Origin of the sequence: Pseudomonas sp. FP1154, from assembly GCF_030687245.1 — a bacterium.
Lineage (GTDB): Bacteria > Pseudomonadota > Gammaproteobacteria > Pseudomonadales > Pseudomonadaceae > Aquipseudomonas > Aquipseudomonas rhizophila.
On the sequence record NZ_CP117465.1, the window covers coordinates 1688794 to 1703935 of the forward strand.

The 15142-nt window shown below is 58.8% G+C and carries 13 protein-coding genes and 1 pseudogene; all 14 read left to right on the top strand.

Annotated features, from left to right (window positions below; all coding sequences use genetic code 11):
- Positions 1-9: 9 nt before the first annotated feature.
- The 14 genes and pseudogenes from rfbF to fliD all read left to right on the top strand — a co-directional run bounded on the left by rfbF (position 10) and on the right by fliD (position 15141).
- Positions 10-785, top strand: a pseudogene (rfbF, locus tag PSH91_RS07725) (glucose-1-phosphate cytidylyltransferase).
- Entirely contained in the window at positions 767-1849 is a 1083-nt protein-coding gene (rfbG, locus tag PSH91_RS07730) for a CDP-glucose 4,6-dehydratase (protein ID WP_305467773.1), read from the top strand. Before rfbF ends, rfbG begins: the two are co-directional and overlap by 19 nt.
- On the top strand, positions 1846-2406 hold the full coding sequence (locus PSH91_RS07735; RefSeq protein WP_160891896.1) for a dTDP-4-dehydrorhamnose 3,5-epimerase family protein: 561 nt from the start codon (positions 1846-1848) through the stop codon (positions 2404-2406). Before rfbG ends, PSH91_RS07735 begins: the two co-directional genes overlap by 4 nt.
- Entirely contained in the window at positions 2403-3629 is a 1227-nt protein-coding gene (locus tag PSH91_RS07740) for a class I SAM-dependent methyltransferase (protein ID WP_305467776.1), read from the top strand. Before PSH91_RS07735 ends, PSH91_RS07740 begins: the two co-directional genes overlap by 4 nt.
- Positions 3626-4483, top strand: a complete 858-nt coding sequence (locus PSH91_RS07745) for an NAD(P)-dependent oxidoreductase (protein ID WP_076385844.1) — start codon at positions 3626-3628, stop codon at positions 4481-4483. The genes PSH91_RS07740 and PSH91_RS07745 overlap by 4 nt, the downstream gene beginning before the upstream one ends.
- Positions 4473-5543 (top strand): class I SAM-dependent methyltransferase, encoded by a 1071-nt coding sequence (locus tag PSH91_RS07750; protein WP_305467778.1) that lies wholly within the window; start codon positions 4473-4475, stop codon positions 5541-5543. The genes PSH91_RS07745 and PSH91_RS07750 overlap by 11 nt, the downstream gene beginning before the upstream one ends.
- A gap of 15 nt (positions 5544-5558) precedes the next feature.
- Positions 5559-6296 (top strand): cephalosporin hydroxylase family protein, encoded by a 738-nt coding sequence (locus tag PSH91_RS07755; RefSeq protein ID WP_025212481.1) that lies wholly within the window; start codon positions 5559-5561, stop codon positions 6294-6296.
- A 50-nt stretch (positions 6297-6346) separates the two neighbouring features.
- Positions 6347-9280: a TIGR00180 family glycosyltransferase gene (locus tag PSH91_RS07760; RefSeq protein WP_305467779.1), complete on the top strand. Its 2934-nt coding sequence runs from the start codon at positions 6347-6349 to the stop codon at positions 9278-9280.
- Between the two features lie 231 nt (positions 9281-9511).
- Positions 9512-10438 carry a ketoacyl-ACP synthase III gene (locus tag PSH91_RS07765; RefSeq protein ID WP_107322128.1) on the top strand — a complete coding sequence of 309 codons (927 nt, stop codon included), beginning with the start codon at positions 9512-9514 and terminating at the stop codon, positions 10436-10438.
- Positions 10439-10522: 84 nt separating this feature from the next.
- On the top strand, positions 10523-11815 hold the full coding sequence (locus PSH91_RS07770) for a motility associated factor glycosyltransferase family protein (protein ID WP_305467781.1): 1293 nt from the start codon (positions 10523-10525) through the stop codon (positions 11813-11815).
- Positions 11812-12081 carry a hypothetical protein gene (locus PSH91_RS07775; RefSeq protein WP_076385836.1) on the top strand — a complete coding sequence of 90 codons (270 nt, stop codon included), beginning with the start codon at positions 11812-11814 and terminating at the stop codon, positions 12079-12081. The genes PSH91_RS07770 and PSH91_RS07775 overlap by 4 nt, the downstream gene beginning before the upstream one ends.
- A 252-nt stretch (positions 12082-12333) precedes the next feature.
- Positions 12334-13185, top strand: coding sequence for a flagellin domain-containing protein (locus PSH91_RS07780; RefSeq protein WP_024617493.1), 852 nt, complete (start codon positions 12334-12336; stop codon positions 13183-13185).
- 72 nt (positions 13186-13257) lie between these two features.
- A complete protein-coding gene (locus PSH91_RS07785; RefSeq protein ID WP_047226239.1) occupies positions 13258-13623 on the top strand; it encodes a flagellar protein FlaG in 366 nt (121 codons plus the stop codon).
- Between the two features lie 81 nt (positions 13624-13704).
- Positions 13705-15141 carry a flagellar filament capping protein FliD gene (gene fliD, locus PSH91_RS07790; protein ID WP_076385834.1) on the top strand — a complete coding sequence of 479 codons (1437 nt, stop codon included), beginning with the start codon at positions 13705-13707 and terminating at the stop codon, positions 15139-15141.
- Position 15142: the final 1 nt, after the last annotated feature.

A 15142-nucleotide genomic window follows, 5' to 3' on the forward strand; every position in this document is an offset into this window, starting at 1 on the left:
GGGGAGACGATGAAGGCAGTTATCTTGGCAGGTGGTCTCGGCACGCGGATCAGCGAGGAGTCGCACCTCAAGCCCAAGCCGATGATCGAGATCGGTGGCAAGCCAATTCTTTGGCACATCATGAAGCAGTATTCCGCCCATGGAATCCACGACTTCGTCATTTGCCTGGGCTACAAGGGCTACGCCATCAAGGACTTCTTCGCCAACTACTTCCTGCACACCTCCGATGTCACGTTCGACATGTGCAACAACCGCATGGACGTTCACCAGAACTACAGCGAGCCGTGGCGCGTGACCTTGATCGACACCGGTGAAGACACCATGACCGGCGGCCGGCTGCGGCGGGCGGCGCGTTATCTGGAAAACGAAGAGGCGTTTTGCTTTACCTATGGCGACGGCGTCTCGGACCTCAACATCGGTGCGCTGGTGGATTTTCACCTGGCGCACGGCAAGCTCGCCACGGTGACGGCAGTCCAGCCTCCTGGACGTTACGGTGCGCTGGAGCGTGACGGCGATAGCGTCCTGGGTTTCACCGAAAAACCTCGGGGTGACGGTGGCTGGATCAACGGTGGTTTTTTTGTCCTCTCGCCGAAGGTCCTGCCTTACATTGCTGACGATCAGACTTCCTGGGAGGCCGAGCCGCTGGCAGCGTTGGCAACGGAACAGCAACTGCAGGCGTTCCAGCACGACGGTTTCTGGCACCCGATGGACACCCTGCGCGATAAAAACCATCTTGAGGCCCTGTGGCAAAGCGCGGGGAGGCCCCATGGAAACAATGGGGTTGAGCCCGGAGTTCTGGCACGGCAAGCGGGTGCTGGTCACCGGCCACACCGGTTTCAAGGGCAGTTGGCTGGCGCTGTGGCTGCAAAGCCTGGGCGCTCGGGTCAGTGGTTTTTCCCTGGATCCGGCCACCGAACCCAACCTGTTCGAGCTGGCAAGGGTGGGCGAGGGCATCGATGATCGGCGCGGTGATTTGCGCGACCTCGGCGCGTTGCTGGAAGTGCTCGCCGACGTGCAGCCGCAGATCGTCCTGCACCTGGCGGCTCAACCATTGGTACGCGAGGGTTATCGCGATCCGCTGGGCACTTATTCCAGTAACGTCATGGGCACCCTGAACCTGCTCGAAGCGGTCCGCCAGATTGGCGGCGTGCGAGCCTGTGTCCTGGTCACTACCGATAAGGTCTACGCCAATCAGGAATGGCTGTGGCCCTACCGCGAAAACGAAGCCCTGGGCGGCCACGATCCTTACAGCAGCAGTAAGGCCTGCTGCGAGTTGCTGGCGCAGTCTTATGCCGCCTCGTTTTTCTCCGCCGATCGTTACGCTGAACACGGCCTGGCCCTGGCTACGGCCCGGGCTGGAAACGTACTGGGTGGCGGTGATTTTGCCCCTGAACGGCTGATTCCAGACGTGCTCAAGGCTTGGTCGGCGGACGAACCGGTGACGCTGCGTTATCCCCAGGCCGTACGCCCCTGGCAGCACGCCCTGGAGCCGCTGGCCGGTTACCTGCAATTGGCCGCGCGCCTCTATGAGCAAGGCCCGGAGTTTGCCGGTGCCTGGAACTTTGGCCCCGGCGAGGCCGACATGTGCAGCGTCGGCGAAGTCGTCCAGTTGCTCGCCGAGCGCTGGCCGCTGGCGCCGGGCCTACGGATCGAACCGAGTGATTTGCATGAAGCCGGCCTGCTGCGCCTGGACAGCAGCCGTGCCCGTCAGTTGCTGGGTTGGCAACCGCGCTGGTCGTTGCAGCAGTGTCTTGCCCAGACCCTCGATTGGCATTTGGCGTGGCAAAACGGCGATGACATGCGTCAGGTCACCCTCGGCCAATTGAACCTGTACCGAGGCGCGTTGTGAGCGAGTTTTTGTTAAAGGCATTGCCTCTTGCCGGGCTGTTCAGCGTCCAGCACAAACGCTTCGAAGACCAGCGCGGGCATTTTGCCCGGCTGTTCTGCGAGGGCAGTCTGAGCGCGTTCGGCCAACCGTTTCATATCCGTCAGATCAACCATTCCTGCACCCGTGAGCGAGGTAGCGTACGGGGGCTGCATTACCAGAGCGCGGCGCAACCGGAGGCCAAATTGATCACTTGCCTGCGCGGTGAGGTCTGGGATGTGGCGGTGGATTTGCGCCCCGATTCCGACACTTTCCTGCACTGGCATGCCGAACATTTAACGGCGGGTGACGGCCGCAGCCTGTTGATCCCGGCCGGGTTTGCCCATGGGTTCCAGACCCTGACCGACGATGCCGAGCTCCTGTATCTGCACAGTGCCGATTACGCCCCGGAGCATGAGGGTGGCGTATCGGTCAATGATCCGCGGCTGGCGATTGCCTGGCCGCTGCCTGTCAATAATCTGTCGATGCGGGACAGCAGCCATCCCTTGCTCGACGAGCATTTCGCTGGAGTGCGTGTATGAATTGCCGAGGTTGCGGGACTGCCCTGGTGTTGCCACTGATTGACCTTGGCACGTCGCCGCCGTCCAACGCATACGTGCGGGCCGACCAACTGGAGCAGGCCGAGCAGTGGGTGCCGCTCAAGGTTGCGGTATGCCAGCAGTGCTGGCTGGTACAGACCGAGGATTACACCCGCGCCGACAGTCTGTTCGATGCCGACTACGCCTATTTCAGTTCGTTCTCCAGTACCTGGCTGGCCCATGCCGAGCGCTATGTGGCCGAGATGGTCGAACGCTTCGATTTGACCCCGGACAGCCGCGTGGTGGAGATTGCCGCCAACGACGGTTACCTGTTGCAGTACGTGGCCAAGCGCGGCATTGCGTGCCTGGGCGTCGAGCCGACCCGCAGCACCGCCGAGGCGGCTCGTGAAAAAGGTCTGGAAATTCGCGAGCTGTTCTTTGGTCGCGATACCGCGTCGCAACTTGTGGGTGAGGGTTGGGCAGCCGACCTGATGGCGGCCAATAACGTGCTCGCCCATGTGCCGGACATCAATGATTTCCTCGCTGGTTTCGCCACGCTGCTGAAGCCGACGGGCGTCGCGACGTTTGAGTTTCCGCAATTGCTCACGCTGATGGCCGGGCAGCAGTTCGACACCCTGTATCACGAACATTTTTCCTACCTGTCGCTGACGGCCGTGCAAACACTGTGCGAGCGCAACGGGCTGGAAGTATTCGATGTCAGCCAACTGTCGACCCACGGCGGCTCGCTGCGGGTGTTCGTCCAGCGCTCCGATGGCGAGCGTCGTCCGGTGCTGGCCACGGTGCAACAGCAATTGCAGGCTGAGCTGTCCGCTGGCGTGAAAACCTCTGCGTATTACGCCACCCTGGCGCCGGCCGCTGAGGCCATCAAGCATGGTTTGCTGCGCTTCCTTTTGCAGGCCAAGGCTGATGGCAAGCATGTGGTCGGTTATGGCGCGGCCGCCAAAGGTAATACGTTGCTCAACTATGCCGGGGTCAAACCCGACCTGCTGGCATGGGTAGCCGATGCCAATCCGCACAAACAGGGCAAGTACTTGCCGGGCAGCCGAATCCCGGTCGTATCGCCCGAGCGTATCGCGCGGGAGAAACCCGATTACGTCCTCGTCCTGCCCTGGAACCTGTTGAGCGAAGTCAGCCAGCAGTTGGCCGAGGTTCGTCAATGGGGTGGGCAGTTCGTGATAGCCGTGCCTGAGTTGACGGTGCTATGAAGGTCCTGGTGACTGGCGCTACAGGGTTCGTCGGCCGTCATTTGGTCCAGGCGTTGCTAGCGCGTGGCTGTGAGGTAAGGGCTGTTGCTCGTCGGGTCGAACCGGCGAGAGCATTGCCTTGGTTCGACCAGGTCGAGTTCGTGGCGGCTGATGTCCACGACGAGGCGCTGGACGTCGCGGCGCTGGTCGAAGGGGTCGATGCGTTGGCGCACCTGGCCTGGCCTGGGTTGCCGAATTACCAGGCACTGTTTCATTTCGAACACAACTTGATGGCTGATTATCGCTTCATCAAAAAGGCCGTCGAGGCAGGCATTTCCCAAGTGCTGGTCACTGGCACCTGTTTCGAATACGGCCTGCAAAGCGGGCCGCTCGACGAGCAGACTGCGCCGCAACCGGCCAATCCTTACGGATTGGCGAAAAACACCTTGCGCCTGTTTCTCGAACACCTGCAACGCGAGCATCCCTTTACCTTGCAGTGGGCCCGCTTGTTCTACCTGCATGGCGCTGGCCAGAACCCCAACAGCCTGCTGGCGGCGCTGGACCGGGCCATCGATGCGCAAGCAGCGGTATTCGATATGTCCGGGGGGGAGCAGTTGCGCGATTACCTGCCGATCGAGACTGCGGCCGCCCATTTGGCTGGCCTGCTGCTGCGGCGCCGTTTCAATGGCGTGGTCAATTGTTCCAGCGGCGAACCGGTGTCAGTGCGCGCGCTGGTGGAAGCACACCTGCGCGAGCGTGGTGCCGCCCTTCGCCTGAACCTGGGCCATTATCCTTACCCGACTCACGAACCCATGGCGTTCTGGGGCGTGGCCGACCGTTTGCAAAACTTATTGGGAGCCGCACATGACGCGTGAGCTGTACCGGGCCACCGGTCTTCCGGTTTTGCAAAACCGGACCTTTGCCGATGAGCAGTCGGCCAAAGCCTCGGCGTGTGCCGATATGGTACTCGTCCAGGACGAAGTGAGCGGGTTGGTCTTCAACCAGGCATTCGATGCCGACAAGCTCAGCTACGACAGTGATTATCAGAACGAACAGGCCCACTCGGCGCAGTTCCAGCGGCATCTGTCTGAGGTAGAAGGCATCATTGCCCGGCACTTCAGCGCTCAGGAGCTGATCGAGGTCGGTTGTGGCAAGGGCTATTTCCTGGAACTGCTCAAGCAGCGTGGCTACGCCATCACGGGCATCGACCCGGCCTACGAGGGCGATAACGCCGATGTGATCAAGGCGCCGTTCACTCGTGACCTGGGCCTGTCGGCCGACGCGGTGGTGCTTCGTCATGTGCTTGAGCACATCCAGGACCCGCTGAGCTTTCTCACCGAAATCGCAGCGGCCAATCAGGGCGGCCAGATCTACATCGAAGTGCCATGCCTGGACTGGATCCTGGAGCATCGCGCCTGGTTCGACCTGTTCTACGAGCATGTCAATTATTTCCGCCTCGATGACCTGCGCCGAATGTTCGGCACGGTGCATGAAGCCGGACATCTGTTCGGCGGCCAGTACCTGTACATCGTGGCTGATCTGGCTACGTTGCGCCTGACGCCGGAAGAACCCGCGGCGGAACTCGCGTTGCCGGACGGCTTCACTGCCAGTCTCGGGCGCGCGGTGCAGATTATCCAGGCTGCGCCGCAGCAGGGCTCGGCGATCTGGGGGGCTTCGTCCAAAGGTGTGATCTATTCGCTGTTCCTGCAACGCGCTGGTGTGGCGGTGGACTGCGTGGTGGATATCAACCCGGCCAAGCAGGGACGGTATCTACCCTTGAGTGGCGCACGTGTCTGCTCACCGGATGAGGCGATGGATACCTTGCCTGAAGGGGCGCACGTGTTTGTGATGAATTCCAATTACCTTGAAGAGATCAAGCGGATGACCGGTGGGCGTTACGTCTACCACGCCGTTGACAGTGCTTCGTTCCAATAACCACGAGATTCGAACATGACCGACAACACGATCCATAAAGCCTTCGAAGCCCAATGCCAGACCGAAATCGCCGGTCAAGGCCAAGACCAGAAACTCGTCGGCCTGGCCAAAGAGTTCTTCAACGAATCGGCCCGTCACAAGTACAGCTACCATTTTTCCTGGATGGGCCGCCCCATCATCCAACTGCCACAGGACATGATGGCCATGCAGGAATTGATCTGGCAGATCAAGCCTGACCTGATCATCGAGTGCGGCATCGCCCACGGTGGTTCGATCATCTATTACGCCTCGTTGCTGGAGCTGCAAGGCCACGGGGAAGTGCTGGGCATCGACCTGGATATCCGCCCCCATAACCGTGAAGCCATCGAGAGCCACCCGATGAGCAAACGCATCTCGATGATCGAGGGTTCGAGCATCGATCCGGCCATCGCCGAGCAGGTCCATGCAGCGGCCAAAGGCAAGAAAGTCATCCTGGTGCTCGATTCCAACCACACCCACGACCATGTGCTCGAAGAACTGCGTCTGTACGCGCCGCTGGTTTCGGTAGGCAGCTATTGCGTGGTGATGGACACCGTGGTCGAGGACATGCCGGCGGACTTTTTCCCGGATCGTCCATGGGGCCCGGGCGACAACCCGAAAACGGCGGTGTGGAAATACCTCGAGGAAAATGGCGATTTCGAAATTGACCGGCAGTTGCAGAACAAGCTGCTGATCACCGTTGCACCGGATGGCTATCTGCGCCGGGTTCGTTAATTCATCCGTATCAAATCATTGGCGTCTGGCAGGTTGTGGGGACAGGAAATATGCAGGTTCGAAACAATGCTCAAAGCAACGTGGCACCGCTGAACGAGCGGTTCACAGTGGTGGTGATCTCCCACAACCGCAGTGCGTTCCTGCGCCGGACATTGCATTACTACAGCGGCTATCCGTGTTCGGTGCTGGTGCTTGATTCATCGGTCGAGCGCGATGAGCAAATTGCCCGGGACTTTCCCTCGGTCGATTACCGGCACTTGCCTCAGTTCACTTACAAGGGGCTGCAAGACAAGCTGGTGTACGGCGTCAATCAGGTCACGACGCCCTACATGGTGTTCGCCGCCGATGACGATTTCCTGCTGCACGATGCCTTGACCGAATCGGTGGAGTTCCTCGAAGCCAACCCTGACTATGGCCTGTGCCATGGCTACGGGATCATGTATTTGTCCTGCGCCACAGAAGTCTGCTACTTCCGTCGTGATCGCAAGGTGCATGAGGACTACAACAGCGAACTGGCCGAGGACCGTGTGATCCGTTTCATGGATCAGTTCCTTCCGCCGTTCTACGCCGTGACCCGCACCGACCTGCTGCAGCAGTGGTACGGCATGCTGCCGCCAGGCACCAGTTTCGAATGGCAGGAAATCGGTCATACCTTTTACTTGCTGGCGTGCGCCAAGGCGCGGATCCTGCCGATTCCGTTCGCCGTGCGCGAACTCAACTACGGCGGTTCCGAACACAACACCAATGTGTTGACCGTGCTTAGCTACAAGGACGCCAAAAGCGTTGCCGAGCGGGAACAGTTCGCCGAGTTTCTCGCATCCGTGCCTACCCAGCTTACCCAGCAGGCTCCGGAGCGTATCAAACAGATTGCTTTGGACAGTTTTGCAGCCATGGCTGACTGCTTGCAGCAGGGGCGCTCACTCAAAGGTACACAGATCATTCGTTCCGCCTGGCTGGAAGCAGGGGGCGAGCCGATACGTTCGTTTGGCCCACAGCAGTTTGTTGAAATGCCATTTTATAATCAGAGGGTTTTCGATCTGCTGACCCAGTTTGAATTCCTGCTGCATGCAATGCCGGCCGGTCGCCTTCAGCTTCAGCAACTGGAAGGCATCCTGCTGCGCCAGCACGAATTGATGCAGGTGCAACCCAATGACGACGAGCGCACATTGCGCAGTCGTTTGTGGGAGGCCCAAGGCCTGTACGCGTTCAATCGTACCGTGGTCAAGCGCCTGGCCGAGTCGTTGAAGAACAGCGACGAGCCTGAAGAATCGGTGAAGTTGCAGGCCTGGCTCGAGCGTCTGGACTCGGTGCCGGGGCAGCAGGATCGCCGGTTACTGGAGAACATGCACTCCGGTCGCTTGTTGAGCTGGCTTGAAGCACGTAACCCCGATGAACAGCAACTCAAGTCCATCGCCGCCCACCTGGCCGAGCATCAGGGCGGGCCGCGGTTTGGCATCCTGTTGCTGGATCTGGACGCTGACATGTTCAAGTTGCAGGCTACCTTCGACAGCCTGGTCAACGGCCATTGCAAAGCATTCAACGTCGTGGTGTTCACCACGGGTGACTTGCCGGCGACCACCACCGCGCGTGACACCGTGCACTTCGTCAAAGTCAGCACCACCAATTACGTCGAGCGCATCAATCAGATCGTCGGGCAATCCACCGCCGACTGGCTGTTGCTGGCCGAAGCCGGTGACCAGTTCACCCAAAGCGGCCTGCTGCGCGCCAGTCTCGAACTGATCGGTGCCGAGGGCGTGCGCGCGGTGGCCATGGATGAAATCCAGCGCAAGGCCGATGGCGGCCTCACCGACGTATTCCGTCCGGGGGTCAACCTCGATCTGTTGCAATCGGTGCCTTCGTTGATGGCGCGGCACTGGCTGATTCGCCGTGAGGTGCTGACCCAGGCCCGTGGCTTTACCGCGCAATACACCCAGGCCCTGGAACTGGACCTGCTGTTGCGCCTGATCGAGGACGAAGGGCTCAGCGGCCTGGCGCATCTGGCCGAGCCGTTGTTGATCTGCAACGCCCCGACGCAGGAAGAAAACCCTCAAGAGCGTCAGGTGTTGACCCGTCACTTGACTGCCCGGGGCTATCGCGCCCAGGTCACTTCGGCCCAGCCGCTGACCTACCAGATCGATTACCAGCACGCCGAACGGCCACTGGTGTCGATCATCCTTGAGAGCCGCGACAACTTCGAACACATCCAACAGGCGTTGGTCAGCGTGCTGCAGCGTACCCGCTACCATCGTCATGAAATCGTGATTGCCGACAACCACAGCCAATCCGAAGACCTGATCCAGTGGCTGGATAGCCTGGAAGGCAAGGGCGACCGGATTAGCATCCTGCGCAGCGACCGCCGCTTGAGCACTTCGGCGTTGTACAACTGGGCCAGCGGCCAGGCCAAAGGTGACTATCTGGTGCTGCTGTCTGCTCAGGTGCAAGTGGTCAACTCCAACTGGCTCGACAGTCTGCTCAACCAGGCCCAGCGGCCTGAAGTGGGGGTCGTCGGCAGCAAACAGATGGACAACCGCGGTGTCACCACCCAGGCCGGGCTGGTGCTTAAGCCCGACGGCCAGGTGGGCTCGGTGTTTGTTGGCGAACGCAAGGACGCCAAGGGCTACCTCAACGGTCATCAGGTGGAGCAGAGCTACTCGGCGGTGTCGGGCGCTTGCCTGATGATCCGCAAGGAGCTGTTCGAAGCCGTGGACGGCCTGGACGAGGGCCACTTCGCTGAGGCGTTTGCCGATGTCGATCTGTGCCTGAAAGCGGCCGATGCGGGTTATCTCACCGTCTGGACCCCTCAGGCCCAGATGCTGCACCCCGGCACATTCGCCCAAGCGCCACAGGCTGCCGGCGCTCTGCAGGACAAATGGCGGGCGCGCTTTGAACACGACCCGGCCCGTAACCCCAACCTGGCCTTGACCGGCACCGGCTTTGCGCTGGGCACCGCTACGGCTGTCGATTGGTCGCGGTTGCTTGCATAGGGTCTGTTACTAAACCCGTTGTTGCTGATTAGGCCTTTTCAAAAAGGCTTAATCAGTAAAATCGCGTGACCTGTGAGTCATAACGCGCATCTTCACTGTATTGTATTGACCGGGAAGATGGCGCCTGGCCCTTATCAGGCCCAGTGATAGCCCTTTACACTTCCCGTTTGTCGGCGCCCCTCGAATCCTTGCGAGCGGTGGTATTGGGCTATTTTTAATTGGGAAGCCGTAATGATTGGCATAAAAGGCATTGCGAGCTACGTTCCTGTAGCCGGCGTGGATAATTACGCACAAGGTGCGAAGTTCGACAAGGATGAAGAGTTCATCCTGGGCAAGATCGGTTCCGCCTTCTTGCCGCGCAAGGATGACGGGCAGGAAACCTCGGACCTGTGTGTAGAAGCGGCCAATGCGCTGTTTGCCAACAATCCCGGCCTGAAACGTGAATCTGTCGATGTACTGATCGTCGTTACCCAGAACGGCGACGAAGAAGGCTTGCCTCACACGGCGGCCATCGTTCAGGACAAGCTGGGTTTGCCGACCACTGTCGCAGCGTTTGATATCTCCCTGGGCTGCTCGGGTTATGTCTATGGCATCTACGCCATCAAGGGCTTCATGGAAGCCGCCGGCCTGAAGAATGGCCTGCTGATAACGGCGGACCCGTATTCGAAAATCGTTGATCCGGAAGATCGCAACACCACGATGTTGTTTGGTGACGCCGCTACCGCTACCTGGATGGGCGAGGATGCACCGTGGCACTTGGGCAAGGCCAAGTTCGGCACCGACGGTTCCGGTGCGCCGCACCTGAAGGTCAGCGACGGGGTGTTCTTCATGAACGGTCGCCAAGTGTTCAATTTCGCCTTGATCAAGGTTCCGGCTCATTTGCATGAGTTGCTCGCCGAGTCCGATCTGCAAGCCAGCGACATCGATGCGTTCTGCATTCACCAGGGCAGTGCGGCGATTGTCGATGCGGTGGCGCGGCGTTTCGAAGGCGAGCCGGAGAAGTTCATCAAGGATATGGTCGAGACCGGGAACACCGTGTCGTCGAGCATTCCATTGCTGCTGGAAAAGCACGTGCTCGATTCCGACTGGAAACGCGTGGCGTTAAGTGGTTTTGGCGTGGGCCTGTCCTGGGGGTCGGCGATCATTTATCGTCCTTGAGCCGTTAATGCCCGAGCACAAAAAATAGCGTCCAAGGTGTAACCTTGAACGCTATTTTTTTGCCTGATGGAAAAGCGAGACGCCATGAGCGAGTTCTTTGAGCGCAATTTCCAGGTGATCGAGCAACGCTGGCCGGCCGTGGCCCAGCGGTTGCTGCTGGAGAATGCCGGTGAGTTGCAGGCCGATCTGGTGGAGGGCCTGGGTTCGACCCTGAGCATCAACGGCATCCAGCTGACCAGCCGGCATGACCGTCTCGCCGAAGCTGATCTGCAAGCGGCCAGTCTGCCGCAGGATGCGACCATGGTGCATGTCTACGGCACCGGGTTGGGCGACCTGCAAAACCGCTTGCTGGAGCGGGCAGGGCTCGAGCGGTTGTATGTTCATGTTCTCAACGGCGCGGTGTTTTCTCTGGTACTGCAGGTACTGGATCAGATGCCATGGCTTGCCAATCCCAGGGTAGTGTTGTTCTACGCGGGGGATCTGGCGGAAATCCAATTGCCATTCTTCGCGCTCCCCGCCGAGCTGGTACTGGCCGATGATTACAGTGCCAAGATTCGTGATCGCCTGATCAGCGAAATTCATCTGGACTTCACTAATCGGGAGTTCGATTCCCAAGCCCCCGAGATCGTCGAGCGGTTGCAATCGACATTCAATCTCGTGCGAGACGACCGCGATGTTGCCGAGCTGTTCGGCGCGTTCAAGGGGCGTGAGGCGTTCGTCGTTGCCACCGGTCCCAGCCTTGAGCAACATTTCGAGAGACTTCGCGGCTTGAATAGCCAAGCCGAGCGGCCGCTATTGATCTGTGTCGATACGGCCTATCGGCCCTTGATCACCCAGGGCATCCGACCGGATATCGTGGTCAGCATTGATCAACGCATTTCGGCGCGCCACCTTCCGCCTGAAGACACCGGTGCCATTGCACTGGTTTACCTGCCAATGGCGGATCCATCGGTGATTGAAGCCTGGCAGGGTCGCCGTTATGCCGGTTATTCCGCCAGCCCTGTCTATCATCAAATGCGCCAGCAACTGCCTCGGGGCGAGCTGTTCGTAGGTGGCAGCGTGATTCATCCGGCCGTGGACCTGGCCGTCAGGATGGGCGCGGCGCAGGTCACTTTGTTCGGAGCCGATTTCGCTTTTCCCCATGACAAGACCCATGCGGGTTGGGACGACGGCGATTTGGGGCCTCAGTTGGACGCATCCAGGCACTGGGTGCTTGATGGCCATGGCCAGCGGGTCAAGACTCAGCTCAACTTCCGTAGCTATTTGTGTGAGCTGGAGCGATTTGTCGCCAGGCACCCTCAGGTGCGCTTTTATAACAGCAGTCGAGATGGAGCGATGATCGTGGGCACTGCTTTTCATCCGGAGTTTGTGCGATGAGCAGCCTTGAGGTGGTCATCGAAGACGCGCGCGGATGTGCTCGGCTGTTTCGTCTTGGCCGCGATGTCGAGGCGGGGCTGGCGATGGTTGCAGTGGTCGAGGCGGCCCAGCCTTTTGTCGAGCTTATGCCAGGCGATGTCCAGTCATCGTGGGGCGGTTTGCTTGGCTTGATGTTCAACGATCAGCAGGCTCAGAACTGGCTTTCGCTGGCGGATTATCTTGAGTACGAGCTGGTTGACCTATTGACCGCTGGTCAGGCGGTTTAAGTCTTTTCCCCTCCGCTAGGACCGCTGTCTGGACGAATAGCGGCTCCGGCAATTCCCTGACGTCATTTTTTTACCTTCTGAGCGCTGCCAAGTCCTTGATTTACGAGGGGTGGCACCCTGATGGCAAATTATTTGAAAAAACAGCTAAAGCAAGTTCCGATTACGACGATAACTATTACGAAGGTTCTCTAGGCCACACCCGGCGGTTGCCAGGGCCGGAAGCCGCAGTACCCAACCAACGAGGAATTCGTCATGGCTTTAACAGTAAACACTAACGTCACATCGTTGAACGTTCAGAAGAACCTGAACAAGGCTTCCGATGCTCTGTCCACTTCGATGACCCGTCTGTCTTCCGGCCTGAAAATCAACAGCGCCAAAGACGACGCCGCCGGCCTGCAGATCTCTACTCGTATGACCTCGCAAATCCGCGGTCAGACTGTTGCGATCAAAAACGCCAACGATGGTATCTCCATCGCTCAGACCGCTGAAGGCGCTCTGCAGGAATCCACCAACATTCTGCAACGTATGCGTGAACTGGCTGTCCAGGCTCGAAACGACAACAACGGCACTGCAGACCGTGATGCTCTGAACAAAGAATTTGCTCAGATGTCGGACGAACTGACCCGTATCGCTGATTCGACCAACCTGAACGGTAAGAACCTGATCGACGGTTCCGCTGGCACCATGACCTTCCAGGTCGGCTCCAACACCGGTGCTACCAACCAGATCACTCTGACCCTGAGCGACAGCTTCGACGCTGCGACCCTGAGCGTTGACTCTGCTGCCATCGCGATCAGTGCTGCTGATAGTGCTGAGGCTGAAACCAACACTGCAGCTGCAATCGACGCGATCGACGCTGCTCTGGCGACCATCAACGCCAGCCGTGCGGACCTCGGTGCTGCCCAGAACCGTCTGACCAGCACCATCTCCAACCTGCAGAACATCAACGAAAACGCCGCTGCTGCACTGGGTCGTGTACAAGACACCGACTTCGCTGCTGAAACTGCCCAGCTGACCAAGCAGCAGACTCTGCAACAGGCTTCCACTTCGGTTCTGGCCCAGGCCAACCAACTGCCATCCGCTGTACTGAAGCTGCTTCAGTAATAGTCGGATGAGTTTTAGCGGGGGAGTGCGCTTGCGTACTCTCTCGCTTTTTCCGTTCAAGAGGTGATGGACATGGATATGAGCGTGAAGCTGAACTTGTCTTATCCAGCTGCGAAGCCGGCGACGACATTTGCCGACAAGCCAGTGGAGAAGCCTCGAGCCGATGCTGCTACCGTGGTACCGGTCAAGGATGAGCCAAAAGACGCTGAGGCCGAGCAGGAAAAACTGAAGAGAGCGGTTCAGGAGATCGAAACCTTTGTTCAGTCGGTCAAGCGCAATCTGGAGTTCTCAATCGATGAGCCTTCAGGCAAAGTGGTCGTCAAAGTGATTGCCAGCGGCTCCGGTGAAGTGATTCGCCAGATCCCTAATGAAGAAGTGCTCAAGCTGGCGAACAGTTTGAATGATGCAAGCAGCCTGTTGTTCAGCGCACAAGCCTGACAGCTGGCACGAATTTTGTTGTTTGGTTCTTTTGACGTTTTAAAGGTCAAAAGACCGGCGGCACACTGAAGGGAGTCCCACATGGCAAGTCCAATTCTACCTGGCTTGGGTTTAGGCTCTGGCCTTGATACCGGTGCTATCGTGAAGGCATTGGTGGATTCTGACAAAGCAGCCAAGCAAGGTCAGATTGACCGCGCCACCAAGACCAATACCGCCAATATTTCGGGGATCGGCACCCTGAAATCGCTGTTGGCTACCTTCCAGTCCGCGCTTGAAAGCCTGGGCAGCACGACCACGCCTCAATTCACCGGTGTTTCCGCTACTTCGGCCAATACCAGTGCGCTGACGGTGACAGCCGGGAACTCGGCGGTAAGTGGTATCTACTCGGTCAACGTCACTCAGCTGGCAACCTCCTCAAAAGTTGCCACGGCTGCTTTCGCCGGTGGCGCTTCCAGTGCGGTGGAGACCGGTACGCTGACCATTAGCCAGGGCGGTACGGATTACACCCTTGATATTCCTGCTGATTCGACGCTGCAGTCGGTTCGGGACGCTATCAACAGCAAATACTCCTCCAGCGGTCTGGCCGCCAACATCGTGACCGACAGTTTTGGTTCACGTCTTGTGGTGGGCTCGACTAAAACTGGTGCGGGCAACGATATTTCTCTCAGCGGCATTGCCAGTCTTGCGGCTGACGGCTCTGTAGCGATGGCTACACCCCCCACCGCGACTTCTTCAGGTTCTCTGGTGTTCGCACAGGATGCCAAGTTCAACGTCGACGGCCTGGCGATGACCAGTCCGACCAACAAGCTGGATAACGTGGTCTCAGGCTTGAGCATGACGTTAGTCGTTGCCGGTACCGGCCCGACGACCGTCACCGTTGCTGCCAACACCGACGGTCTGAAAGCTTCGATTCAGAAATTTGTCGATGCTTATAACGCTATTGCGAAGGCCGTGACTTCCCTGACCAAGCCATCGACAGATGCCGAAGGTAACTCGGTTCCGGCAGCATTGACCGGTGACTCATTGCCTCGCTCGCTTTTGGCGGCTATTCGCGCGCCTTTGTCCGAAACCGGTGCTGGCGATAAGCTGACCGTGTTGTCGCAGTTGGGGATTACCACCAACCAGACGACTGGTGCCCTGGATTTTAACAGTACGAAGTTCGCAACTGCCGTGAACGAAAGGCAGTTGGGTGGAGAAATCCAGACCCTGTTCACTGGGGAAAATGGTCTGATCGAGCGCATGCAGAATGCACTCAATCCCTACACGGAGACCAGTAAGAAGGACTCCAATGGCAAGCCTGTGGATAACATCCTGACGGCTCGATCCAAGAACCTGGAAGTTCTCAAGGCGAAACTGAGCGAAGATCAGTTGGCCCTTGATCGCCGAATCGAAACCCTCACCGCGGTGCTGACCAAAAAGTACAACGACATGGATACCCTGGTGGGCAGGCTGAAAGCCACTGCCAGTAACATCACCTCGATGTTCGAAGCCATGACGGCACAGCAGAAAAACAGCTGAT